Origin of the sequence: Ancylobacter sp. VNQ12, from assembly GCF_049445835.1 — a bacterium.
Lineage (GTDB): Bacteria > Pseudomonadota > Alphaproteobacteria > Rhizobiales > Xanthobacteraceae > Ancylobacter.
Genome location: NZ_JBMSDU010000033.1, coordinates 1 through 22,486 on the forward strand (window position 1 = coordinate 1; position 22,486 = coordinate 22,486).

Consider the following 22,486-nt stretch of genomic DNA (forward strand, 5'->3'; position numbering starts at 1 on the left):
ACCCGGAGCCGGCGCGGCTGCGCAACACAAGCCAGCTCCGCCGCGCCGCCTCCTCACCGCCTCAGCCCCTCAAGGGGTCAAGATTGGACGCCGATCGGGGGGCAATATTGCGCGCCGTTTGACATTCAGGCGGCGACGGAAGCAATCCGAATGTCGTCAATGGGGTCGGGAGAAGAAGGGCGGCTACACGGTATTCGCTACCCGATAGCTGACCGTCCGGAGACGGCCCCTAAGCGGGCATTCGTGATAACCGCGGCGAACTTCCGCTCATGGCGTGAAGCAAGCGCGCATGGTCGATACCGTTAGCGATTCTTGGTGCGGGCGGCCGGACTCGAACCGGCACTCTCATAGAGAAACGAATTTTAAGTTCGTTGCGTCTACCATTTCGCCACGCCCGCGCACCATAGCCGTATAGATCGCACCTGAATTTCTGACAACAATAAAAGCAACCCGTCCTAGGAGACGATATTTTTTCCTTCCTCCTTCGCCGAAATCTTATTTTTTCTGACATTTATCGCAGAAGCATCAAGCGCGTTCTCAATATGAACAGCATAGAACTTCTCAATCATTTCAACGCTGGTCCGACAGTTTTTCGCTATCATCCATACATCCGCTCCCTCGCTTAACCGGAAGCAGATGTAGGTGTGCCGCAGGCTATAGGCCGTACGGGCATTCCCATCGCGGTCCTTCTTGAGCCCGAGTTCCTCCAGAACCTTCGTCAGAAGACCGGCAGGGCTGCTCGGGAACAGCAGATCGGTCGGCTTAGGGTTGTTGCGGGCGACGAGGCGCCGGAACGGCTGAACCGCCTGCGGCATGCTCTTGCACCACCCGACCCCACGCTTCCCGCGCACCTCGATCTCGAGGATGGTTTGGCCTGTGCCCTTGTCCTTCGCCACGGTCACGTCGCGATATTCCAGCCGGTTGGCCTCGTCAGGCCTTAAACCGGTGTTCGCCATGAACAGGACGTAGTCGTGCAACTGCTCGCACGTCCACTTGTACCGCTTCTTCAGCGGTTCCTCTGCCCTCCGGCGGGTGGCCTCATAGAGCATTTTGTATTCAGCAGGAGAGAACCAGGCCCGGTGGGTGACCTTGCCGCTCGACTTGTAGGGAGCGGTCATATCGGGGAGGTTCGGGAGCCAGCCCTGCCGATGCGCTGTTTTCAGCACCTGTCGGAGGGTGACGATCTCCTTGTGCAGGATGCTCCGGGACGGCGGCTTCCCGCCTCGTCCGCGCTCCTGCATACGCTGCATGCGATAGTCGGCGATCGATCCGGGTGTGATCTCCGTAAGCGCCTTCTTGCCGAAGAACGGCATCAGGTGGACCCGGATATTGATTTCCTTGCTCTTCACGTAGACCGCATTGCGCTCGCCGGCCGTGATGATCGGAAACTCCTTCAAGAACCGGTCAGCCGCGTCTTTAAAGGTCTTTGTGCCCGGCCGGAGTACCGCGTCGCCATCGCGCTCGAACTGGCGGGGATTTTGGCCAGACCGCAGCCTGAAGTACCAGTCCTCCGCCAACTCCTTCGCATGGGCGAGGCTGTCACTCTTGGTGCTGAAGCGCCAACGCTTCCCGTCGAGCATGGAGGAGCACTGCCAGTACCCGCTGTTCTCCCGCCGATAGACCCGGACTTTCCCGCCGAGAATTTCGTGGACCTCGCTCATGTGTCAGACCCTTCGCCTTTTTTGTCTCCTGCCGCTAAAACTGTGTCACGACTGTGTCAGGGTATTCGGAAGGGAAATTTTCGTCAATCTTATTGATTTTAAACGATATTTCATCTGACAAATGATGATAGATTAGATTTTAAGTGCCTTCCGTCTACCAGTTTCGGCAAGCGGCCTTCAGTCATTCAACCTTCGCAACCACGACGCTTCGGTCGTGGAAGGCTCAGAACACCCCGCCGATGAAGCCGGTCTCGTCGACGAAGATGTTCTCCGCCGCGGGATGCGAGGGCAGGCCCGGCATGGTCATCACCTCGCCGCACAGTACCACCACGAATCCCGCGCCGGCGGAAAGCCTCACCTCGCGCACCGGCAGCACGAAGCCTTCCGGGGCGCCGCGCTGGGTCGGGTCGGCGGTGAAGCTGTACTGCGTCTTCGCCATGCACACCGGCAGGTCGCCATAGCCCAGCGCCTCGAACTCCGCGAGCTTCTTCAGCGCCGCCGGTTCGATCGCCACCGAGCCGGCGCGATAGATCCTCTTCGCCACGGTGTCGATCTTCTCGACCAGCGAGAGAGCGCTCTCATAGAGCGGGCGGAACTGCGAGGGCGCCTCCGCCAGCCGCACGACCTCCTCGGCCAGCCCCTCGGCGCCGGCGGAGCCGTCGGCCCAATGCGTGCACAGATGCACGCGCGCCCCCACCTTGGCGCAGGCCGCCTCGATGGCGGCGATCTCGGCCGGCGTGTCGCTGGTGAAGCGGTTGATCGCCACCACGGCGGGCACGCCGAACTGCGTGATGTTCTCGATGTGGCGCACGAGATTGCCGGCGCCCAGCGCCACCGCGGCGACGTTCTCCGGCCCGAGGTCCTTCTGCGCCACGCCGCCGTGCATCTTCAACGCGCGCACCGTGGCAACGATCACCACGGCGGAGGGCGCGAGCCCGGCCTGCCGGCACTTGATATCGAGAAACTTCTCCGCGCCGAGATCGGCGCCGAAGCCGGCTTCCGTCACCACGTAGTCGGCAAGGCCGAGCGCGGTGCGCGTCGCCATCACCGAGTTGCAGCCATGGGCGATGTTGGCGAAGGGTCCGCCATGCACCAGCGCCGGGGTCGCCTCCAGCGTCTGCACGAGATTGGGCTGGAAGGCGTCGCGCAGCAGCGCGGTCATCGCCCCCGTCACCTTCAGCTGCGCGGCCGTCACCGGCTGGCGGGTGCGGGTCTGGGCGACGACCATGCGCCCGAGCCGCTCCTCCAGATCCTCAAGCGAACGGGCGAGGCAGAAGATCGCCATCACCTCGCTGGCGACCGTGATGTCGAACCCGTCCTCGCGCGGGAAACCGTTGCCGGGCCCGCCGAGGCCGACGACGACGCTGCGCAGCGCCCGGTCGTTGAGGTCGACCACGCGCCGCCAGTTGATGCGCCGCGTGTCGATGCCGAGCTCGTTGCCCCAGTAGATGTGGTTGTCGATCGCCGCCGCGAGCAAATTGTGCGCGGCGCTGATGGCGTGGAAGTCGCCGGTGAAATGCAGGTTGATGTCCTGCATGGGGATGATCTGCGCATGCCCGCCGCCGGTCGCCCCGCCCTTGGAGCCGAACACCGGGCCGAGGCTCGGCTCGCGCAGCGCGATGGCGACCTTCTTGCCGATGCGCGCCAGCGCGTCACCGAGGCCGATGGTGGTGGTGGTCTTGCCCTCGCCGGCCGGCGTCGGGCTGATGGCGGTGACGAGGATCAGCTTGCCGCCGGCATCGGCCTCCGCGCGGCGGGCGAAGTCGAGCGCGATCTTGGCCTTGGTGTGCCCGTAGCGGAACAGCGCCTCGCCCGGCACGCCGAGCTTGCTGCTGATCTCCTCGATCGGACGCGGCTCGACGCGGGCCGCGATGGCCGCGTCGCTGTTCGGATCGATGGTACGCAAGGCGGTGTTCATCGCGACTCCCGTTTCAGCTCGGCATCAGGCGGCGCGGGTGCGCTCGGCCAGGATGGCGACCAGCAGCATGCCGCCGATCACCGAGAGATGCTCGATGGCGATGTAGAATTCCAGCTGCGCGATCTGGCCTTCCATGGTCCAGAAGTGATGCGCGATCGGAATGGTGAGGAAGGTGAAGATGCCAAGTGCCCCGGCACCGAGCCATGACGCGCGGTTGAACAGGATCAGCACCCCGCCGACGAGCTGGGTGACGAGTGTCGCCACCGCGAACAGCCAGGGCGGGTTGAGGCCGAAATAGGCCATCTCCGCCTGGGCGGCCGGAAAGTCGACCAGCTTGCTGATGCCGCTGCCGAGAAACATGAAAACAAGGAGCAAACGCGCGACGAAGGCGGTGATCGGGGAGCGCAGGATGGTCGAGATGAAACCCGGCGTCATCGGTAGCTTTCCTTAAGGGAGGGCGATGCCCGATGTCCTATCGAAGCGGCCGTGCAAAGGCGAGATCCCCTCCGATGCAACCGGGCTACTGGCGGGTTTCTTCCACGTTTCCGGCGTCGTCCTCGTCTTCCTCCTCCTCGCGCGCGGCCTTCGCCTCGGCGATGAAATCGGCCGCATGCTTCTTGGCCTCGCGCACGCTGTCGCCGAGCTCACGCACATAGCGGTCGAGGTCGAGCCGCAGCCCGCCGATCGAGGGCTTCTCGGTTTCGGCGGCATAGGCGACCATGCGCAGCGACAGGCCGAGATCGGAGACGAGGTCGGCGAGGAAGGCGTCGCCCAGATCGTGCTCGTCGGCATAGGCCATCAGCCGCTCGTAGAGCGCGGCGCGATGCTGATCATAGGCCTCTTCATAGGCCTCGTCGGTCTCGTCTTCGGGCTGGTTGTCCCAGTCGGCCATGATGAAGGTCCTCTGCGGAGTTGCGCAACGGGCTCAGGCGACGCCGTCGCGGATCGGCGGCTGGAAGGTGAGACCCATATCCCACGGGAAATAGATCCAGGTGTCCTGGCTGACCTCGGTGATGAAGGTGTCGATCAGCGGGCGACCGAGCGGCTTGGCGTAGACGGTGGCGAAATGCGCCTCGGGCAGCATCTCGCGCACCACGCGGGCGGTCGAGCCGGTATCGACGAGATCGTCGATCACCAGCAGCCCCTGCCCCTTCGCGCCCGCGGCGGCCGTCACCGCCTCGGCGATGGGCTTCAGGACTTCCATCGCGCCCTGGTTCTTGTAGTCGTGATAGCTGGCGATGCAGACGGTCTCGATCAGCCGCACCCCGAGCTCGCGCGCCACGATGGCGGCCGGCACCAGCCCGCCGCGGGTGATGCAGACGATGCCGACGAAGGGCCCTGCTCCCGCGAGCCGCCAGGCCAGCGCCCGCGCATCGCGGTGGAACTGGTCCCAGGAGACGGGAAAGGCCTTGGTCTGGCGGTCGTCGGACATCGGTCATCACCTCGGGCGCACGCGGCGCATCCGAGATCATTAGCGGCAGCGACCGCGCTTCTCCAGAGGCGCGCGCGCGAAATCCCCGCCTTAGCTTTGCTCAGCGCCGAGGAATGGCAGCCGCCATGGCCCTCACCGCGGCCACGGCCGCCGCCAGCTTCTCCGGATCGCGCGAGCGCACGACGAGATTGGAATTCGGCCGCCCGTCCTCGTCGAGGAACGGGTAGGAGCCGATGGTCACGTCCGGATGCGCCTCGGCGATGAGCTTGAGCGGCCCGCCGATATCGCCCTCGCGCGCATTCGCCCGCACCGTCTCGGAGAGCACCTGCACGCCGGTGCGCAGCTTCGGCGCCACCTGGTCGAGCATCGCCTGCATGATGGTCGGCACGCCGGCCATGACGATGACATTGCCGATCCAGAAGCCCGGCGCCTTCGAGACCGGATTGGGCACCAGCTCGGCGCCGGCGGGAATGCGCGCCATGCGCAGCCGCGCCTCGTTGAGGTCTTCCGGCTTGATGTATTCCAGCAGCATGGCGCGAGCGCGCGGATCGACGTGAATGGGCACGCCGAACGCCTTGGCGATGGAATCGGCGGTGATGTCGTCATGCGTCGGCCCGATGCCGCCGGTGGTGAAGACATAGGTGTAGCGGGCGCGCAGCGCGTTCACCGCGCCCACGATCTCGTCCTCGATATCGGGCACCACCCGCACCTCGCGCAGATCGATGCCGATGCCGGTGAGGTACTCGGCGATGTAGCCGATATTCCTGTCCTTGGTCCGGCCGGAGAGAATCTCGTCGCCGATGACGAGAATGCCCGCCGTGACCAGCTCCACTGCACCGCTCATGCGATTCCCCTCCCCTCGACTGCTGCTTCTCGCCGCAAATGAACGCAGAACCCGCCGCAAGCAAGGGCAGACAGCCTCACAAATGGGCAATCGGCGAACAATCCGCCGAATATCTCCATCCGGAGTCTTCCGCCTCTTCCGCTGGCACGGCGTTTGTAGCTAACTTGGCCGAGTTGGGGAGTAGATTTGCAACTATGAGCGTCGCCTTCGACGAGATGACCAATGCGGACGGCTCCATTCGTCCCGCTTACACCACCCTGTCCCGCTGGCTGAGCAGCGTTCCGCCCGAAGTGCTCGATTTCCGACGCAAGGAAGCCGAGTTCATATTCCGGCGCATCGGCATCACCTTCGCCGTGTATGGCGACAGCGACGCGCAGGAGCGGTTGATCCCCTTCGACATCATTCCCCGCATCCTCACCAGCGGCGAGTGGAAGCGGCTGTCAAAGGGGCTGGAACAGCGCACCAAGGCGCTCAACCTCTACATCAAGGATGTCTACACCAAGCGGGACATCCTCAAGGCCGGCGTGGTGCCGGAGGACCTCGTCTACCAGAACCCGGTCTTCCGCCCGGAAATGAACGGCCAGAAGGTCCCGCACGACCTCTACGTCCACATCGCCGGCATCGACGTGGTGCGGGTCGACGCCGACACCTTCTATGTCCTCGAGGACAATGCCCGTACGCCCTCCGGCGTCTCCTACATGCTGGAGAACCGCGAGATCATGATGCGGCTGTTCCCGGAGCTGTTCGCCGACAACCGCGTCGCCCCGGTCGAGAACTACACGGACGAGCTGCTGGCGACGCTGAAGTCGCTCGCCCCGGTGACGGCGACCAGCGACCCGAACGTGGTGGTGCTGACGCCCGGCATCTACAACTCCGCCTATTACGAGCACTCGTTCCTGGCCGACAAACTCGGCGTCGAGCTGGTGGAGGGGCGCGACCTCTTCATCCGCAACGACATCGTCTACATGCGCACCACCGAGGGGCCGAAACGGGTCGACGTGATCTATCGCCGCCTCGACGACGACTTCCTCGATCCCCTCGCCTTCCGGCCGGACAGCGCGCTCGGCGTGCCCGGGCTGATGAGCGCCTACAACGCCGGCAACGTCACGCTGACCAATGCGGTCGGCACCGGCGTCGCCGACGACAAGGCGGTCTACAGCTACATGCCGGACATCATCCGCTTCTATCTCGGCGAGGAGCCGCTGCTGAAGAACGTGCCGACCTGGCGCTGCCGCGAGGCCGACCACCTGAAGTACGTGCTCGATCACCTGAACGAGCTCGTCGTGAAGGAAGTCCACGGTTCCGGTGGGTACGGCATGCTCATCGGACCGCGCGCCGACAAGGCGCAGATCGAATTGTTCCGCGCCAAGCTGAAGCAGGACCCGAACAACTTCATCGCCCAGCCGACGCTGGCGCTGTCGACCTGCCCGACCTTCGTCGAGGAAGGCATCGCGCCGCGCCATGTGGACCTGCGCCCCTTCGTGCTCACCGGATCGGACCGCACGCGCATCGTGCCGGGCGGCCTGACCCGCGTGGCGCTGCAGGAGGGCTCGCTGGTGGTGAACTCCAGCCAGGGCGGCGGAACCAAGGACACCTGGGTGCTGGAGGACAACTGAACGGCGCGTTCATTCGACGGGTTACTAAGCAGTGTCGCAGGAGGGAGCCTAACAATGCCGATTGAAACATGGCTGGCCTTCGTCGCCGCCTCGGCGGTGCTGCTCGTCATTCCCGGACCGACGATCCTGCTCGTCGTCTCCTACGCGCTCGGCCAGGGCCGACGCGTGGCGCTGCCGGTGGCGGCGGGCGTGGCGCTGGGCGACTTCACCGCGATGACGCTGTCCATGCTCGGCCTCGGCGCGCTGCTCGCCACCTCGGCCACGCTGTTCACCGTGCTCAAATGGATCGGCGCCGGCTACCTCATCTGGCTCGGCATCAAGCTGTGGCGTGCCGGCGGCACCCCGCTTGTCGGCGAGGCACGCACCGGCGGCTCCTCGCTGCGCATGCTGCTGCACGCCTGGATCGTCACCGCGCTGAACCCGAAGAGCATCACCTTCTTCGTGGCGTTCCTGCCGCAGTTTCTCGATCCCGGCCGGGACTTCGTCACCCAGATGGTCATCTTCGAGACCACCTTCCTCGTCCTCGCGGCCACCAACGCCTTCGGCTATGCGCTGATCGCCGGCCGGCTGCGCGGCGCCATCGGAAATTCGCACATCGTCGCTGCCATCAACCGGGTCGGCGGCACCCTCCTGATCGGGGCGGGCCTGGCCACGCTCGCCTGGCGCAACGCCAAATGAACGCCAGATAAACCAACGCGGACCCCATGCTTTCACGCACTGCAGACAACCTCTACTGGCTGGCCCGCTACATGGAGCGCGCGGATTGCCTCGCGCGGATCCTCGACGTCACCCAGCGTCTCGCCCAGCTGCCCGCCGCCTATGGCGGCTCGACCAATGAATGGCGCTCGGCGCTGCTGACCGCCGGCTGCGCCGACCTGTTCAAGCAGGTGCATGACGAGGATGCGAGCGAGCAGAACGTCATCAACTTCCTCGCCTTCGCGCCGGAAAACCCGTCCTCGATCCGCAACTGCTTCGAGATCGCGCGCACCAATGCCCGCTCGGTGCGCACGGCGCTGACGATCGAGATGTGGGAGACTATCAACTCCGCCTGGCTGGAGCTGAAGCGCTATTCCACCAAGAACATGACGCGCGAGGAGCTGGCGCGCTTCCTCTCCTTCGTGAAGGAAACCTCGCTGCGCTTCGATGGCGCCGCCTACCGCACCATGCTGCGCAACGACGCCTTCTGGTTCTCGCGCGTGGGCATGTATGTGGAGCGCGCCGACAACACCGCGCGCATCCTCGACGTGAAGTACCATGTGCTGCTGCCGGATTCCGAGCACATCGGCGGCCCGCTGGACTACTTCCAGTGGGCCTCGATCCTGCGCTCGGTGTCGGCGCTGACCAGCTTCCACTGGGTCTACCGCGAAAGCGTGAAACCCTGGCTGGTGGCGGATCTCTTGATCCTCAACGCGCAGATGCCGCGTTCGCTGACCAGTTGCTACCAGAACATCACGCGCTATCTCGACGACATCGCCGCCTATTACGGCCGGCAGGGGCCGTCCCAGCGCATCGCCCGCACGACCCTGACCCGACTGGGCAACAGCCGCATGGACGATATCTTCCAGACCGGCCTGCACGAATACATCGACGACTTCGTTTTCGAGAATAACCGTCTCGGCTCGACCGTCGCCGAGCAATATCTGCTCTGATCGAAAACCGGCCCGCGTCATGCGCATTCATGTGAACCACGCCACCACCTACACCTACGATCCGCCGGCCAATGGCGCGATCCAGACGCTGCGGCTGACGCCGCGCAGCCATGACGGGCAGTATGTCGTCTCCTGGCGCATCGACGTTTCCGAGAGCTGCCGCCTGCGCGCGCATGAGGATGCCTTCGGCAATCTCACGCATACCTTCGCGGTCGACGGCCCGATCTCGGAGCTGCGCGTGCTGGTCGAAGGCGAGGTCGAGACGCAGGAAACCTCCGGCGTCGTGCGTGGCGCCAAGGAGCGTTTTCCCCCGTCGCTGTTCATGCGCGAGACCGACCTCACCAACGCGGACGAAGCGTTGCGCGCATTCGCGGCGGACACGACGGCGCGCGAGGGCGACCGCATCGCCAAGCTGCATGCCCTGACGGATGCGATAGCCGATGTCATGACCTTCGATCCCGATCCGACCAATTCCGGGACCACGGCCGTCGAGGCATTCGGGCTGAAGCGCGGCGTCTGCCAGGATTACGCGCACATCTTCATCGCCTCGGCACGTCATGCCGGCATCCCGGCCCGCTATGTCAGCGGCTACCTCGTCGGCGATGCGGGCACCAGCGCGCAAGCCGGCCAGCAGGCCGGACATGGCTGGGCGGAAGCCTATATCGACGGCCTCGGCTGGATCGGCTTCGACGCGACCAACCGGCAGTGCCCGACCGAGGCCTATGTGCGCCTCGCCATCGGGCTGGACTATCTCGGCGCCGCGCCGGTTCGCGGGAACCGCTATGGCGGCGGCGAGGAAAATCTCTCGGTCGCCCTCACGGTCGATCAATCGAGCCGGCAGATTCAGGGCTGACGGCAAAATCCGCGTTCAAGGTTGCTCCTCGCGAAAGCGCCCCGCTATAAGGGCGCCAAGGGGAGCAGACGCGTGCCGCAGGGGCATGCGGACAGGGGGAAGTGCGTTCATGACCTATTGCTGCGGGATCCTCGTGCGGGAAGGCCTGGTCATGATCGCGGATACGCGCACCAATGCCGGGCTCGACAACATCTCCACCTTCCGCAAGCTGCATGTCTATGAGGAGCCGGGCCGCTACATCATGGCGCTCGCCACCGCGGGCAACCTTTCCATCTCGCAGGCGGTGATCTCGACCCTTCAGGAGGGTCTCGACAATCCCGAGACCGGCCAGAAGGACACGCTCACCGGCTGTACCAGCATGTTTCGCGCGACCCAACTGGTCGGCCGGGCGGTGCGGCACGTCTACCATCTCTATGGCGAAGGGCTGAAGGAAGCGGATGTCCGCTTCGACGTGTCGTTCCTGTTCGGCGGACAGGTGAATGGCGGCCGGCTGCGGCTGTTCATGATCTATTCGGCCGGCAATTTCATCGAGTGCACCGCCGATACGCCGTTCCTGCAGATCGGCGAGCACAAATACGGCAAGCCGGTGCTCGACCGCTCGATCACCTTCGAGACGGACATCTACGACGCGCTGAAGTCCGGGCTCATCTCCATGGATTCGACCATGCGCTCGAATCTCGGCGTCGGCATGCCGCTGGACGTGCTCGTCGCCCGCCGCGAGGGTAGCCAGGCCGAGCTCAACTACCGGATCGAGCCGGGCGAGCCCTATTTCCACGATCTGCGCGAACGCTGGTCCGCCGCGCTGCGTGCCGCTCACACGGCCATCCCGCGTCCGCCTTACGGCCAGCCGCGCTAATACCCCGCAAATGCGAAAAGGATCGTCCGCGCAGTCGCGCGAACGATCCCTATCGCGTCGATCAACTCCGCTCTATCCGCCCGATATTCAGGTAATGAGATAGAGCAGGATGATGATCGGAATCGGAATACCAATGAGCCACATCAAAATAGCTGGCATGATCGTTCTCCTCCCGCAGGAATGACTTTCCTTCTGGCTCGATAACGCCCGCAGGTCTTTAGGGTTCCCACACTCTCCGCGCCTCGGCTAAGAGCCCGTTTGGAAACTCGTCATCGCCGTCATCCTGAGGTGCCCGGCCACAGGCCGGGCCTCGAAGGATGCTGAAGCAGGGCGCCCGGACGAGCATCCTTCGAGGCTCGGGCTCCGCCCGAGCACCTCAGGATGACGTCGTTCTGTTGATATGAGGAATTTCCAAACAGGCTCTAAAAACCGCCTCGTGGCGCATCTCCGCCTTGCCGTGGCGGCAGCTCTCGGCCATTTTGCCGAGCCCGGAGGAAAACCATGAACAACGCCAATAAAATCGCCCTCGTCACCGGCGCCGGCACCGGCATCGGCAAGGCCGCGGCCGTCTCGCTTGCCGAGGCCGGCTTCACCGTCGTGCTGGCAGGCCGCCGGCTGGAGCCGCTGGAGGCCGTCGCGGCCGAGTTGGGCGGCAAGGGCCACCCGATCGCCGCCGATGTCGCCGACCCCGCTTCCGTCGCCGCGCTGTTCGCGGCAACCGCCGACCGTTTCGGCCGGCTCGACGTGCTGTTCAACAATGCCGGCGGCTGGTCGCCCGCGACGCCGATCGAGGACATTCCCCTGGAGGACTGGCAGCGCGTGGTGAATGTGAACCTCACCGGCGTGTTCCTGTGCACGCAGGCCGCCATCCGGCTGATGAAGGCGCAGGACCCCAAGGGCGGGCGCATCATCAATAACGGCTCGATCTCGGCGCATGCGCCGCGTCCGCTCACCGGCCCCTATACCGCCACCAAGCACGCCGTCAGCGGCCTCACCAAGCAGGTCGCGCTGGAAGGACGCGCGCACAACATCGCCTGCGGGCAAATCGACATCGGCAATGCCGATACCGACATGGCGGTGAAGATGAAGAGCGGCATCCTGCAGGCGAACGGCCAGATCATGGTCGAGCCGACCTTCGATCCCGTCCATGCCGGCCGTGCCGTCGCCTATATGGCCGGCCTGCCGCTCGACGCGAATGTGCTGACCATGACCATCATGGCCACGAACGCGCCCTTCGTCGGGCGGGGCTGAGGCTCGGCTTCAGATGACGGCCAGCGCGCCCTGGTAGAGCATCCAGCTCAAGAGCCCCATGACGCCGAGGCTGATCAGCGTCGCCACGATGCCGGCGCAGATGAACACACCGTCGCGCTCGACGAGGCCGAGCGCGAGGATGCACACGGCAATGCCGGGCGGCAGATTGCCGAAGATCGGGATCGGCAGCAGCAGCAGCAGGCCGAGCAGCACCACCAGCCCGCCGAGCACGAAGCGGGCGGAATAGCTGGAGAAATAAGGCAAGCGCGGCCGCGAATAGCCCTCGAAGCGGCGGATCCACTTCAGCGCGCCGCCGACGATCTTCTCCAGCAGGCTGCGTGAGAAGGTGCGCGCGGCGAGCCAGCGCGGCAGCCACAATTCATCGCGCCCGATCAGCATCTGGCCGCCGACGAGACACAACAGCACGCCGCAGATGACCGGTATGCCCGGCGGCATGGGCAGGCAGTTCGGCAGGCCGAGCAGCAGGATGGACAGGCCGAAGGCGCGGTTGCGCAGCGCATGCACGACTTCGCCCACGCCGATGCGCTCCGCCGAATGCGCGGTGACGATCGCGGAGAGCAGCTCCGACGTGCGGGGAGAGCGATGGTCCACTGACGACGTCCCGACTGCCTTCAAACCTTGCCGGAACACCACGACGGCTTCCGCACGGCCGCCCTCATAGCACGGTGAAAGCGGCAAGGAGAGGGCCGAGAGAGGGCTGGTGCCGAAAAGCCACGTCGTTGCGCGGACCGGCCCGCTCAGTTCAGCAGGAAGAGACCATCCACGCTGCGCAGCTCCGCCGGGCGGATCAGCCGGGAATGCGCCACCACCACCGAGTGCAGCGGCCCCTCCAGTTCCCGCTTCCAGAAGGCCAGGAAGCGGTTCAGCTCCGGGAAATGGGGGTAGAGATCGTAATGCTGCCAGAGAAAGGTTTGCAGCAGGCCCTGATGGTCCGGCATGCGGTAGAGGATCTGGGCGGTCGTCAATCCGTAACCGGCGAGTTGCTGGACGAAATCCGACGACGCCTTGCGCGACGTAACACCGGGCGGCGACTCATGAGATGCCATGCGGAACCTCCTTTCGCGAGAGTTCCGAGTGTGCGGAGGCTTGTCGCCGTAGACAAGAGAAAAATATCATTTCTCTTTCAAAATCAATGATCTAGCAGCATATATGGCAGAGTGCTGACAATTTCCCCTTCGCCGCGTTGGCACTCTCGCATCCGGACTGCCAGATTTTTCGGCGCATGCCCTTGCGCGCGGTTCCGCTGCCTCCTAGATGTCAGCCCGGCAGTACGGCCGGATGGCGCAGGTCAGTCCGGCGTGCCGCCGATCAGATGATCATCCACGATTTCTGGAGAGAGAACCGATGAAGTTCCGTCCCCTGCATGACCGTGTCGTGGTCAAGCGTATCGAAGCGGAAGAGAAGACCGCGGGCGGCATCATCATTCCCGATACCGCCAAGGAAAAGCCTTCACAGGGCGAAGTCGTCGCCGTCGGGCCGGGTGGCCGCGACGAGGCCGGCAAGCTCGTCCCCCTCGACGTGAAGGCGGGCGACCGGGTGCTGTTCGGCAAGTGGTCGGGCACCGAGGTCAAGCTCGATGGCGTCGACTACCTGATCATGAAGGAAGCCGACATCCTCGGCGTGCTCGACGTCACCGCCTCGGCCAAGAAGGCCGCCTGACGCAGCCATTGCTCGACGCAAGTCGCAACGCTTCACCGGAGTTCACATAAATGTCTGCCAAAGAAGTCAAGTTTTCCGTCGACGCACGCGACAAGATGCTGCGCGGCGTCGACATCCTCGCCAATGCGGTGAAGGTCACGCTCGGCCCCAAGGGCCGCAACGTCGTGATCGAGAAGTCGTTCGGCGCCCCGCGCATCACCAAGGACGGCGTCACCGTCGCCAAGGAGATCGAGCTCGAGGACAAGTTCGAGAACATGGGCGCCCAGATGGTGCGCGAAGTGGCCTCGAAGTCCAACGACCTCGCCGGCGACGGCACCACCACCGCCACCGTGCTCGCCCAGGCGATCGTGCGTGAAGGCGCCAAGTCGGTCGCCGCCGGCATGAACCCGATGGACCTGAAGCGCGGCATCGACCTCGCGGTCGAGGCCATCGTGGCGGACCTCAAGAAGAACGCCAAGAAGGTGACCTCCAACAGCGAGATCGCCCAGGTCGGCACCATTTCCGCCAATGGCGACTCCGACATCGGCAAGTACCTCGCCGAGGCGATGCAGAAGGTCGGCAACGAGGGTGTCATCACCGTCGAGGAAGCCAAGACCGCCGAGACCGAGCTCGACGTCGTCGAGGGCATGCAGTTCGACCGCGGCTACCTCTCGCCGTATTTCATCACCAACGCCGAGAAGATGCGCGTGGAGTTCGAGGACCCCTACATCCTCATCCACGAGAAGAAGCTCTCCGGCCTGCAGGAGCTCCTCCCGGTTCTCGAAGCCGTGGTGCAGACCTCCAAGCCGCTGCTCATCATCGCCGAGGACATCGAGGGCGAGGCTCTGGCCACGCTCGTCGTCAACAAGCTGCGCGGCGGCCTGAAGGTCGCGGCGGTGAAGGCTCCCGGCTTCGGCGACCGCCGCAAGGCCATGCTGCAGGACATCGCCATCCTCACCGGCGGCACCGCCATCTCCGATGATCTCGGCATCAAGCTCGACACCGTGACGCTCAACATGCTCGGCCGCGCCAAGAAGGTGGTGATCGAGAAGGAGAACACCACGATCGTCGACGGCAACGGCTCCAAGAAGGACATCTCGGACCGCGTCGCGCAGATCAAGGCGCAGATCGAGGAGACCACCTCGGACTACGACCGCGAGAAGCTGCAGGAGCGCCTGGCCAAGCTCGCCGGCGGCGTCGCGGTGATCCGCGTCGGCGGCGCGACCGAGGTCGAGGTCAAGGAGAAGAAGGATCGCGTCGACGACGCGCTGCACGCGACCCGCGCGGCCGTCGAAGAAGGCATCCTGCCGGGCGGCGGCGTCGCCTTCCTGCGCGCCATCAAGGCGCTCGACGGCGTCAAGACCGCCAATGCCGACCAGAAGACCGGCGTCGAGATCGTCCGCAAGGCGATCCAGACCCCCGCGCGCCAGATCGCGTCCAATGCGGGCGAGGACGGTTCGCTGATCGTCGGCAAGATCCTTGAGAAGGACAGCTACGCCTTCGGCTTCAACGCCCAGTCCGGCGAATATGTCGACATGTTCAAGGCGGGCGTGATCGATCCGGCCAAGGTGCTGCGTTCCTCGATCCAGAACGCGGCCTCCGTGGCCTCGCTGCTGATCACCACCGAGGCGATGATCGCCGACCTGCCGAAGAAGGGTGGCGCTGCCCCCGCCATGCCGGGCGGCGGCATGGGTGGCATGGGCGGCATGGACTTCTGAGGAAGTCCATTCGCCCCTGCGTTTCCCAGGTGCTGAAGCCCGGCAAGCCGGGCTTCAGGTGGCGGCATGAACGTCTGATCGACGTCCATCGGCCTTGCAGATGATGAAAGGGCGCGGCGAAAGCCGCGCCCTTTTTCGTTGGACGATGCCTTCTATCGGTTCGGCCAGAAGAATTGCACTTTATAGGCGGGATGGAAGCGTTAGAATTATTTTTGCAATTTGGATCTGAGGTGCAGGAATGACCGATCTGGATAAGGACGGACTTCGTTTGTTAGAACTATTGGTGGAGATGCTGCCACATGTGACCCCCGGTCGCCCCAACACATATGTCACTTACAAAGAAGTGCATCTCCGCTTGGACCTCCCGCTAAAAGGACGATACGGAAAGAGTCTTCAGATCCAGGGATTGAATTCACTTGCTGGTTGGGCTTTCGAAAACAACCTTCCTGCAATCAGCGGACTGATAATTTCAAAATCGACCAAGCGCCCAGGTAGCGGATATTTCGAACTTTATAAGAAAGACGAAGACGATCTTTCTTGGTGGACCAAGGAGATTGAGGATTCCCAAAAAAGACGAGAAGAATTTCAGCGATATTTGTCGCCGCTCCAAGAGAGCGTTTGAGAAGGGGATTGGTTCATAGGCATCGACGCAGGAGTGTGACTGCCGCTGCGATGGTGATGAGGGTTCCCGCAACGGCGGTGATCTGCTCGTAATCGCGGACGAGGCACCGGTTCTTGAAGATCCAAGCCCATAGCTTTCCTAGATTACGAGAGGGCGCGGCGAAAGCCGCGCCCTTTTTCATTTGGTCCGGCGGTCGCGCCACGTCGAGGATCAGGGGCGAACGGCCGTAATCCAGCGATTATGCGCAATGACGCGGTGTTCGGGGATGAACAGCCGCCACCAGGCATTGGGAATGATATCGACCTTGTAGCCATTCGCCCTAAACAGGGCGATGCACTCGTCCTCGAGTTCCTTGCTGTGGACCTCGACGATGAAGTCCGCGGCACCGTCCCGCAGCAGCGTCGCGCCGCTGCGCAGCACGTCCATTTCCGCGCCGTCGACATCGATCTTGACGAAGCCCCGCTTGCTCAGGTCGAGGCCGATGGCGTCGAGCGCGGTGCAGCCCTCGCCGCCGCCGACGAAATTGGGCGACAGCGACACATCGGCCGCCGTCCAGCCATTGGCGACGAGATTGTCGGCGAAGCGCGCCCGCTGTGCGGCAATGGGTTCGAAGGCAAAGACGGTGTGGGCGCCGTGAACCTTCATGAAATACAGCGACATCTCGCCGATGCCGGCGCCGACATCGACCATCCACGCGGCGCGGCCGACCATCTTCCGGCAGGCATCGAACGTCTCGGTTTCATACAGCCCCAGGTAGCCCTGCGTCTGGTTGCTGAAATCCAAGTATAGTTTTACGCCCTTCAGCAAACCGAACTGGACGGTTCTCAGTTTCAGGCCCGGTTTCAACAGGCTGCGCTTCAACATCGAAAGTGGTTGGAATTTCGTTTTATTCAATGCCGCCAAAACATATCCCCCCTGTAGGCACGCTCATCGCCACCACAGACAAGCTACCGCAGACGGGTTGCCTTTGCTGCACGGACGGATCACAGCACGAATATTTTCCGCGTGAGCCGGGAGGCCCGCCTCAATCCAGCGTCTGCCTGAACCGCTTCACCGCGATCAGCATCGCCACCAGCATGATAGCGGCGAGCGCGACGATGTCATTGGCGAGATCGTGCACCCCCGCGCCCTTCAGGAGAATCCCACGCACCATGCGCAGATAATGCGTCAGCGGCAGCGTCTCGGAGACCCACTGCGCCCAGCGCGGCATCCCGTCGAACGGGAACATGAAGCCCGACAGCAGGATGTTCGGCAGGAAATACATGAAGGTCATCTGCACCGCCTGCAGTTGGTTCTGCGCCAGCGTCGAAAAGGTGTAGCCGATGGACAGGTTGGTCACGATGAACAGCGTCGTCAGCGCGGTAAGCAGGCCCAGCGAGCCGACCACCGGAACCTGGAACAGGAAGATGCCGGCAATGATGATCATCGCCGCCTGCCCCGCCCCCACCAGCACATAGGGCGCGATCTTGCCGAGCATCACCTCCACCGGGCGGATCGGCATGGCGAGCAGCGTCTCCATGGTCCCGCGCTCGATCTCGCGCGTCACCGACAGCGCGGTGAAGATCAGCATGGTCATGGTGAGAATGGTGCCCAGCAGGCCGGGCACGATGTTGAGCTGCGTCACCGCCGCAGGGTTGTAGCGGGCGTGGGTGATGATCTCGAAAGGAGGCGGCGCCGCCTCCTGCCCCGAGCCGCGCGGCCCGCCCTCCACCGCGAAACGCTCCCGCTTCACCGCGGCGTCGACGAGGCTGCGCAGCGTCGCCAGCGCGCTGCCCGACGCGACCGGATCGGTGGCGTCGGCCGCCACCAGCATGGCGGGGCTCTCGCCGCGCCGCATCGCCCGCTCGAAGCCGGCGGGAATCTCCACCACGAACAGCACGTCGCCGGCGCGCATCAGGTGCTCGGCCTCGGTCGCGCTGGCGGGATGATGCGTTATCGAGAAGTACTTGGTGTTCTCGATGGCCGCGAGGATGGAGCGGGTGAGCGAGGTGTTCTCATAGGCCAGCACCGCCGTCGGCAGGTGGCGCGGCGTCGTGTTGATGGCATAGCCGAACAGGATCAGCTGGGTCAGCGGGATCATGATCATGGTGGCGAAGGAGACGCGGTCGCGCAGCAGCTGGAGGAACTCCTTGCGCATCATCGCGCCGACGCGGCGGAAGAAACCGCTCATCGGAAATTGTCCCTGGAGCGGTTCATCAGGTCGATGAACACGTCCTCCAGCGTCGGCTCGTCCTTGCGCCAGGTGAGTTCGGGGCGCCCACGGAAGGGAGCGATCGCTGCCTCCAGCGCCGCCGCGTCATGCCCGCCGACATGCACGCTGGCGCCGAACGGTGCCACCAGTTCCACGCCGGGCCGGTCCAGCAGTTCGCGCGCCAGTGCCGCCGGGTCGCCTCCGGTGACGCTCCAGGTGGAAAGTCCCGCACCGGCCACGACCTGCTCGACCGTGCCCTGCGCCAGCAGCTCGCCATAGGCGATGTACGCGATCTCGTGGCAGCGTTCGGCCTCGTCCATGTAATGGGTCGAGACCAGCACGGTCAGCCCTTCGGCGGCAAGCGCGTGGATCTGCGCCCAGAATTCGCGCCGCGCCTTCGGATCGACGCCGGCCGTGGGCTCGTCGAGCAGCAGCAGCTGCGGCGAGGGCAGGATGCAGGCGCCAAGCGCAAGGCGCTGTTTCCAGCCGCCGGAGAGCGAACCGGCGAGTTGCTCGTCGCGGCCGGCAAGCCCCAGCCGTTCCACCGCCTCCTTTGCCGCCGCGACCGGGTTCGGCACGCCATAGATGCGGGCGACGAATTCGAGGTTCTCCCGCACCGACAGATCGGCATAGAGGCTGAATTTCTGCGTCATGTAGCCGACATGGCGGCGGATGGCGCGCGACTGGGTGAGAATGTCGAGCCCGAGACAGCTGCCCCGCCCGGCATCGGGCGTCAGCAGGCCGCACAACATGCGGATGGTGGTGGTCTTGCCGGAGCCGTTGGGGCCGAGAAAGCCGTAGATCTGCCCGCGCTTCACCCGCATGGAGAGGTCGCGCACCACCACCCGGTCGCCGAACGTCTTGCTCAGCCCCTCGACCTCGATCACATAGTCCGGCAGGGGAACCGCGCCGGAAGGATCCGCGCGCCCTTCCCTCATGGAGCGATCTCGACCGTGATGGGCTGCCCGGGACGCAGCGCGCCGGGTGTCTGCGCCTTCGCCTCCAGCATGAAGACCAGCTTGGAGCGCTCATCGAGGCTGTAGATGACCGGCGGCGTGTATTCGGCGCTGGCGGAAATATAGCTCACCCGCGCCGGCACGGGCGTGCAGCCGTCGCAGGTGACGAGCACGTCGGTGCCGAGCGTGAAGCGCGGCAGGTCCGGCTCCGGCACGAAGAAGCGCAGCTTGATCAGCTCCGGCGGCAGGATCGAGATCACCGGCCGGCCGACCGGCACCAGCTCGCCCGGCCGGAAATAGACCGTCTCGACCGATCCGGCGACGCTCGCGGCCAGCTTGCGCCGTTCCAACCGGATACGGGCGTCGTCGAGCTTGGCCTGCGCCGCATCGACGGCTTTCTCGGCGGCGGCGATCTGCTGGTCGCGCGAGCCCATGCGCGCCACCTCGATCTGCTTCTTCACCTCATCGAGCGCAGCCTGGTTCTGGTCATAGGTGTGCTGGGCGGTATCCAGCGCCGCCTTGGAGCCCACCGCCTTGGCGTAGAGGCTCTTCTGCCGGTCGAGTTCGATGAGGGACAGGTCGAGCGCGGCCTCCGCGCGGCGCTGGCTCGCCTCGAGCACCGCGACCTCCTCCGGCCGCTGGGCGGCGGCCTTCGCGTCTGCCAGCTGGGCGCGGGCCTGTTCGAGGCCGGCAACAGCCGCGTCCACATCGGCCTGCTGCAGGACGGGATCGACCTCGAACAACGCCCTGCCCGGCGTCACCCGGTCGCCCTCATTGACATTCAGCGTCAGCAGCCGACCGGCTTCGTCCGGGCCGACGAAAATCACGTCGCCTTCGGCGTAGCCCTGATAGCGCACGGGCCCGCTCTCCGAGCAAGCGGCTAGCCCCAGGGCAAGGGTGATGGCCAGGCACGCGCCGATCCTCATCGCTCCTCCATCCGGTGTCGCCACTAGCAGGAGTTGGCGGCCTTTGGGAGCACAAAAGCAAGACGGGCGCCCCGAGGGACGCCCGCCGCACTGTCGATTATTGACCGGATCAGTTCAGCTTGCCGATGGCGAAGAACTCGGTCTCGCCGGAGGAGTCCTTCACGCCGTCATTGTCGGTGACGACGAAGGCATTGCCCGCGCTGTCGATGGCGAAGCTCTCGACCTTGTCGAGCACATAGCCGTGCGGCGCGGCGAGCAGCGGCAGCAGGTCCTTGACCTCGGTCTTGGTCAGCGTCGCCGGCGCCGCCTCGCTGCCGAGCGCTGCCGGCGTCACGCCGTTGAGCGAGACGAAGGTCAGCTTCTTCAGCTTCGCCGCGGGGCCGACCTGGTTGTCGCGCTCGATGACGACGAGGCCGTCCTTGTAGGCGGTCAGCTCGGAAAGGCCGACCCAGCCCTTCTCCGCCTTGTCGAGGGGATAGCGCACATAGCCCCAGCTCTTGGCTGCCGGCTTATAGGCGAGCAGCTTCACGAAGCCCTTCGGGTCGTCCTTCCACTCGCGCTGGACGGCGATCCACACGGTCTCGTCGTCACCGGCGCCGGTGACGGCAACGCCCTCATAGCCGTAGCGGGTCGCCTGCGCGGCCGCCGCTTCCGGCAGCGCGATCTCTTCGGCTATGGCACCGTCGGCGCCGACGCGCAGCAGAAGGTTCTGCGTCGGGTTGTCCTTCTTCTCCGGGTTGCCTTCCGAGACGACCCAGAAACCGCCCTCGGCGCGAACGGCGATGCCTTCGAGGTCGAGCCCCTTGGCCGGCTGCCCGTCACGGGTCAGCACGGTCGCGGCGGTGATCTTCGCCGGCAGCGCGGTCGCGTCGACGGTCAGGATGCGGGCCTGCGAGAGCGCGCTGTCGGTCACCGCATAGAGTTTGCCGGGCGTCTTCGCGTCGGCCGCGAAGCCGGAGAGCGCCGCCCACCAGATCGGCAGGCCGTCCGGGCCGTTCTCCGACTGGATGGTCGGGTAGGCCGGCCTGGCGCCGGGCTGGCGCTCATAGACCGTCACTTCCGAGCCGATGCCGCCATCCTCGCGCAGGTCGGTCTCGCTGGCGGTCACGAACAGATTGCGGCCGGGAATGGCGATCAGGCCCTCGGGCCCGACACCGCCCGGCAGGACCTGAAGCAGCTCGGGAGCCTCCGAGCCGCCCTTGTCGCGATAGACGAAGACCAGCGAGCCGCGCTCTGACGCGACGAAGATCAGGCGATCGCCGCCGAAGGTCGCGACTTCCGCGCCCTCCATCTCGATGCCCTTCTTGTTGCGGTGCTCGGGATAATGGCCGAGGCGCACCGCCAGATGCTCGGGCGCGGTGCCGGATTCGAACAGCAGCTTGCCGGTCTTGTCGAAGACGCTGAAGCCGCGCGTGCCGCCCTTCCAGTCGCCCTCATTGGCGATGACGAAGCGCTCGTCGTCGATCCACTGCACGGTGTCGGGCTCGCGGGCGACACCCTTGGCGGAGCCGGAGAGATCGATCACGCCGTCCTTCTTGGTGTCGATGTGATCGAGATCGACCGTGCCGGCGGAGAAATGGTTCGTCACCTTGCCGGTCGGCAGGTCGACGACGACGATGTGGTTGTTCTCCTGCAGCGTGACCACGACCTCGTTGCGAGAGTTGATGTCGACATATTCGGGCTCGGGATCCTCCGGCGCGACCTTGGCGAGGCCGGTGAGGTCCACGACCTTCTTCGAGGCGCCGTCGACGACGCCGTTCTTGACCTGGAAATAGGTGAGATTGCCGGCCGGGGCCTGCGGAAGCGCGCCGTCATTCACCTCTTCGTCGCGCTCGTTTTCGATGGCGATGGCGAGATAGCTGCCGTCCGGGCTCTTGGTGATCGAATCCGGCTGCCCGCCGAGATCGTACTTGGCCTCGACCTTGCGGCCGGCGATGTCGACCACCGCGAGATGGCCGGAGGGGTTGGCCTTCGATTCGGACGTGTTGACCCCGACATAGGCCTTGCCGCCGATCACCACGCTGGTGGTCGGCTCGCCCTCGAGCGCCACCACGCCGGCCGGCTTCGGCGCGGACGGATCGGTGATGTCGATGAAGCCGATGCGCTGGCCGGGGCTGTCGCTGTAGATCAGCGTCTTGCCGTCCTCGGTGAAGGTGATGATCTCGGCCGCGGTCGACTTGGCGGCGTCCGCGCCGGCCGGGAGGTTGTCCACGACATGGAAGGTCGAGATGCGGTTGAACGGCGCGGGAGCCTGGACCGAAGCGGCCGTGGCCGCGAGGCCGAGCACCACCGCCGACACGCCGGCGAGAAGAATGGAGCGCATGGATATGTTCC

Annotated in this window: 22 protein-coding genes and 1 tRNA gene; 9 read left to right on the forward strand and 14 right to left on the reverse strand. The window is 65.0% G+C overall.

What is annotated here, in order from left to right; all coding sequences use genetic code 11:
• Positions 1–313: 313 nt before the first annotated feature.
• The 7 genes from ACO2RV_RS23780 to ACO2RV_RS23810 all read right to left on the reverse strand — a co-directional run bounded on the left by ACO2RV_RS23780 (position 314) and on the right by ACO2RV_RS23810 (position 5,855).
• Positions 314–398 (reverse strand) — tRNA-Leu (locus ACO2RV_RS23780).
• Between the two features lie 57 nt (positions 399–455).
• Positions 456–1,661: a tyrosine-type recombinase/integrase gene (locus ACO2RV_RS23785; protein ID WP_423296689.1), complete on the reverse strand. Its 1,206-nt coding sequence runs from the start codon at positions 1,659–1,661 to the stop codon at positions 456–458.
• Between the two features lie 223 nt (positions 1,662–1,884).
• Positions 1,885–3,579, reverse strand: coding sequence for a formate--tetrahydrofolate ligase (locus tag ACO2RV_RS23790; RefSeq protein ID WP_423296690.1), 1,695 nt, complete (start codon positions 3,577–3,579; stop codon positions 1,885–1,887).
• Between the two features lie 24 nt (positions 3,580–3,603).
• Entirely contained in the window at positions 3,604–4,014 is a 411-nt protein-coding gene (locus ACO2RV_RS23795) for a DoxX family protein (protein ID WP_423296691.1), read from the reverse strand.
• Positions 4,015–4,099: 85 nt separating this feature from the next.
• Positions 4,100–4,471 (reverse strand): hypothetical protein, encoded by a 372-nt coding sequence (locus ACO2RV_RS23800; RefSeq protein WP_423296692.1) that lies wholly within the window; start codon positions 4,469–4,471, stop codon positions 4,100–4,102.
• Positions 4,472–4,504: 33 nt separating this feature from the next.
• Positions 4,505–5,011, reverse strand: coding sequence for a xanthine phosphoribosyltransferase (gene gpt, locus ACO2RV_RS23805; RefSeq protein ID WP_423296693.1), 507 nt, complete (start codon positions 5,009–5,011; stop codon positions 4,505–4,507).
• Between the two features lie 100 nt (positions 5,012–5,111).
• Positions 5,112–5,855 (reverse strand): competence/damage-inducible protein A, encoded by a 744-nt coding sequence (locus ACO2RV_RS23810; RefSeq protein WP_423296694.1) that lies wholly within the window; start codon positions 5,853–5,855, stop codon positions 5,112–5,114.
• A 194-nt stretch (positions 5,856–6,049) separates the two neighbouring features.
• Here ACO2RV_RS23810 and ACO2RV_RS23815 point away from each other — a divergent pair, with 194 nt between their 5' ends.
• From ACO2RV_RS23815 to ACO2RV_RS23840, 6 genes are all read left to right on the forward strand, one after another.
• Positions 6,050–7,471, forward strand: a complete 1,422-nt coding sequence (locus ACO2RV_RS23815; protein WP_423296695.1) for a circularly permuted type 2 ATP-grasp protein — start codon at positions 6,050–6,052, stop codon at positions 7,469–7,471.
• Positions 7,472–7,525: 54 nt separating this feature from the next.
• A complete protein-coding gene (locus ACO2RV_RS23820; RefSeq protein WP_423296696.1) occupies positions 7,526–8,149 on the forward strand; it encodes a LysE family translocator in 624 nt (207 codons plus the stop codon).
• A gap of 26 nt (positions 8,150–8,175) precedes the next feature.
• Positions 8,176–9,120, forward strand: a complete 945-nt coding sequence (locus tag ACO2RV_RS23825) for an alpha-E domain-containing protein (protein ID WP_423296697.1) — start codon at positions 8,176–8,178, stop codon at positions 9,118–9,120.
• 19 nt (positions 9,121–9,139) lie between these two features.
• A complete protein-coding gene (locus ACO2RV_RS23830) occupies positions 9,140–9,973 on the forward strand; it encodes a transglutaminase family protein (protein ID WP_423296698.1) in 834 nt (277 codons plus the stop codon).
• Between the two features lie 109 nt (positions 9,974–10,082).
• Positions 10,083–10,829 (forward strand): peptidase, encoded by a 747-nt coding sequence (locus ACO2RV_RS23835; protein ID WP_423296699.1) that lies wholly within the window; start codon positions 10,083–10,085, stop codon positions 10,827–10,829.
• A 501-nt stretch (positions 10,830–11,330) separates the two neighbouring features.
• On the forward strand, positions 11,331–12,080 hold the full coding sequence (locus ACO2RV_RS23840) for an SDR family oxidoreductase (protein ID WP_423296700.1): 750 nt from the start codon (positions 11,331–11,333) through the stop codon (positions 12,078–12,080).
• Positions 12,081–12,089: 9 nt separating this feature from the next.
• On the opposite strand, the gene ACO2RV_RS23845 is transcribed toward ACO2RV_RS23840, so the two are convergent.
• Entirely contained in the window at positions 12,090–12,692 is a 603-nt protein-coding gene (locus ACO2RV_RS23845; RefSeq protein WP_423296701.1) for an exopolysaccharide biosynthesis protein, read from the reverse strand.
• A 146-nt stretch (positions 12,693–12,838) separates the two neighbouring features.
• Positions 12,839–13,147 carry an usg protein gene (locus ACO2RV_RS23850; RefSeq protein ID WP_423296702.1) on the reverse strand — a complete coding sequence of 103 codons (309 nt, stop codon included), beginning with the start codon at positions 13,145–13,147 and terminating at the stop codon, positions 12,839–12,841.
• A 298-nt stretch (positions 13,148–13,445) separates the two neighbouring features.
• Between ACO2RV_RS23850 and groES the strand changes: the two genes are divergently transcribed.
• The 3 genes from groES (at position 13,446) to ACO2RV_RS23865 (ending at position 16,079) form a co-directional block, all read left to right on the forward strand.
• On the forward strand, positions 13,446–13,760 hold the full coding sequence (gene groES / locus ACO2RV_RS23855; protein WP_423296703.1) for a co-chaperone GroES: 315 nt from the start codon (positions 13,446–13,448) through the stop codon (positions 13,758–13,760).
• 50 nt (positions 13,761–13,810) lie between these two features.
• The gene (groL, locus tag ACO2RV_RS23860; RefSeq protein ID WP_423296704.1) at positions 13,811–15,457 is read left to right on the forward strand and encodes a chaperonin GroEL; all 1,647 of its coding nucleotides are present in this window, start codon (positions 13,811–13,813) and stop codon (positions 15,455–15,457) included.
• A gap of 238 nt (positions 15,458–15,695) precedes the next feature.
• Positions 15,696–16,079 (forward strand): hypothetical protein, encoded by a 384-nt coding sequence (locus ACO2RV_RS23865; protein ID WP_423296705.1) that lies wholly within the window; start codon positions 15,696–15,698, stop codon positions 16,077–16,079.
• Positions 16,080–16,289: 210 nt separating this feature from the next.
• Here ACO2RV_RS23865 and ACO2RV_RS23870 read toward each other — a convergent pair whose 3' ends face one another.
• The 5 genes from ACO2RV_RS23870 to ACO2RV_RS23890 all read right to left on the reverse strand — a co-directional run bounded on the left by ACO2RV_RS23870 (position 16,290) and on the right by ACO2RV_RS23890 (position 22,475).
• Positions 16,290–16,943, reverse strand: a complete 654-nt coding sequence (locus tag ACO2RV_RS23870; protein WP_423296706.1) for an FkbM family methyltransferase — start codon at positions 16,941–16,943, stop codon at positions 16,290–16,292.
• A gap of 160 nt (positions 16,944–17,103) precedes the next feature.
• Positions 17,104–18,249 carry an ABC transporter permease gene (locus ACO2RV_RS23875; RefSeq protein WP_423296707.1) on the reverse strand — a complete coding sequence of 382 codons (1,146 nt, stop codon included), beginning with the start codon at positions 18,247–18,249 and terminating at the stop codon, positions 17,104–17,106.
• A complete protein-coding gene (locus tag ACO2RV_RS23880) occupies positions 18,246–19,208 on the reverse strand; it encodes an ABC transporter ATP-binding protein (protein WP_423296708.1) in 963 nt (320 codons plus the stop codon). Before ACO2RV_RS23880 ends, ACO2RV_RS23875 begins: the two co-directional genes overlap by 4 nt.
• Positions 19,205–20,083 carry an HlyD family secretion protein gene (locus ACO2RV_RS23885; protein WP_423296709.1) on the reverse strand — a complete coding sequence of 293 codons (879 nt, stop codon included), beginning with the start codon at positions 20,081–20,083 and terminating at the stop codon, positions 19,205–19,207. Before ACO2RV_RS23885 ends, ACO2RV_RS23880 begins: the two co-directional genes overlap by 4 nt.
• 178 nt (positions 20,084–20,261) lie before the next feature.
• Positions 20,262–22,475, reverse strand: a complete 2,214-nt coding sequence (locus tag ACO2RV_RS23890; RefSeq protein WP_423296710.1) for an esterase-like activity of phytase family protein — start codon at positions 22,473–22,475, stop codon at positions 20,262–20,264.
• Positions 22,476–22,486: the final 11 nt, after the last annotated feature.

Coding starts and splice junctions, on each gene's coding strand:
- groES (WP_423296703.1), top strand. CDS start 13,446: ATGAAGTTCCGTCCCCTGCATGACCGTGTCGTGGTCAAGCGTATCGAA.
- ACO2RV_RS23815 (WP_423296695.1), top strand. CDS start 6,050: ATGAGCGTCGCCTTCGACGAGATGACCAATGCGGACGGCTCCATTCGT.
- ACO2RV_RS23870 (WP_423296706.1), bottom strand. CDS start 16,943: ATGTTGAAGCGCAGCCTGTTGAAACCGGGCCTGAAACTGAGAACCGTC.
- ACO2RV_RS23820 (WP_423296696.1), top strand. CDS start 7,526: ATGCCGATTGAAACATGGCTGGCCTTCGTCGCCGCCTCGGCGGTGCTG.
- ACO2RV_RS23835 (WP_423296699.1), top strand. CDS start 10,083: ATGACCTATTGCTGCGGGATCCTCGTGCGGGAAGGCCTGGTCATGATC.
- ACO2RV_RS23800 (WP_423296692.1), bottom strand. CDS start 4,471: ATGGCCGACTGGGACAACCAGCCCGAAGACGAGACCGACGAGGCCTAT.
- ACO2RV_RS23865 (WP_423296705.1), top strand. CDS start 15,696: ATGACCGATCTGGATAAGGACGGACTTCGTTTGTTAGAACTATTGGTG.
- ACO2RV_RS23890 (WP_423296710.1), bottom strand. CDS start 22,475: ATGCGCTCCATTCTTCTCGCCGGCGTGTCGGCGGTGGTGCTCGGCCTC.
- ACO2RV_RS23875 (WP_423296707.1), bottom strand. CDS start 18,249: ATGAGCGGTTTCTTCCGCCGCGTCGGCGCGATGATGCGCAAGGAGTTC.
- ACO2RV_RS23880 (WP_423296708.1), bottom strand. CDS start 19,208: ATGAGGGAAGGGCGCGCGGATCCTTCCGGCGCGGTTCCCCTGCCGGAC.
- ACO2RV_RS23830 (WP_423296698.1), top strand. CDS start 9,140: ATGCGCATTCATGTGAACCACGCCACCACCTACACCTACGATCCGCCG.
- ACO2RV_RS23785 (WP_423296689.1), bottom strand. CDS start 1,661: ATGAGCGAGGTCCACGAAATTCTCGGCGGGAAAGTCCGGGTCTATCGG.
- ACO2RV_RS23850 (WP_423296702.1), bottom strand. CDS start 13,147: ATGGCATCTCATGAGTCGCCGCCCGGTGTTACGTCGCGCAAGGCGTCG.
- ACO2RV_RS23790 (WP_423296690.1), bottom strand. CDS start 3,579: ATGAACACCGCCTTGCGTACCATCGATCCGAACAGCGACGCGGCCATC.
- ACO2RV_RS23825 (WP_423296697.1), top strand. CDS start 8,176: ATGCTTTCACGCACTGCAGACAACCTCTACTGGCTGGCCCGCTACATG.
- gpt (WP_423296693.1), bottom strand. CDS start 5,011: ATGTCCGACGACCGCCAGACCAAGGCCTTTCCCGTCTCCTGGGACCAG.
- ACO2RV_RS23795 (WP_423296691.1), bottom strand. CDS start 4,014: ATGACGCCGGGTTTCATCTCGACCATCCTGCGCTCCCCGATCACCGCC.
- groL (WP_423296704.1), top strand. CDS start 13,811: ATGTCTGCCAAAGAAGTCAAGTTTTCCGTCGACGCACGCGACAAGATG.
- ACO2RV_RS23810 (WP_423296694.1), bottom strand. CDS start 5,855: ATGAGCGGTGCAGTGGAGCTGGTCACGGCGGGCATTCTCGTCATCGGC.
- ACO2RV_RS23840 (WP_423296700.1), top strand. CDS start 11,331: ATGAACAACGCCAATAAAATCGCCCTCGTCACCGGCGCCGGCACCGGC.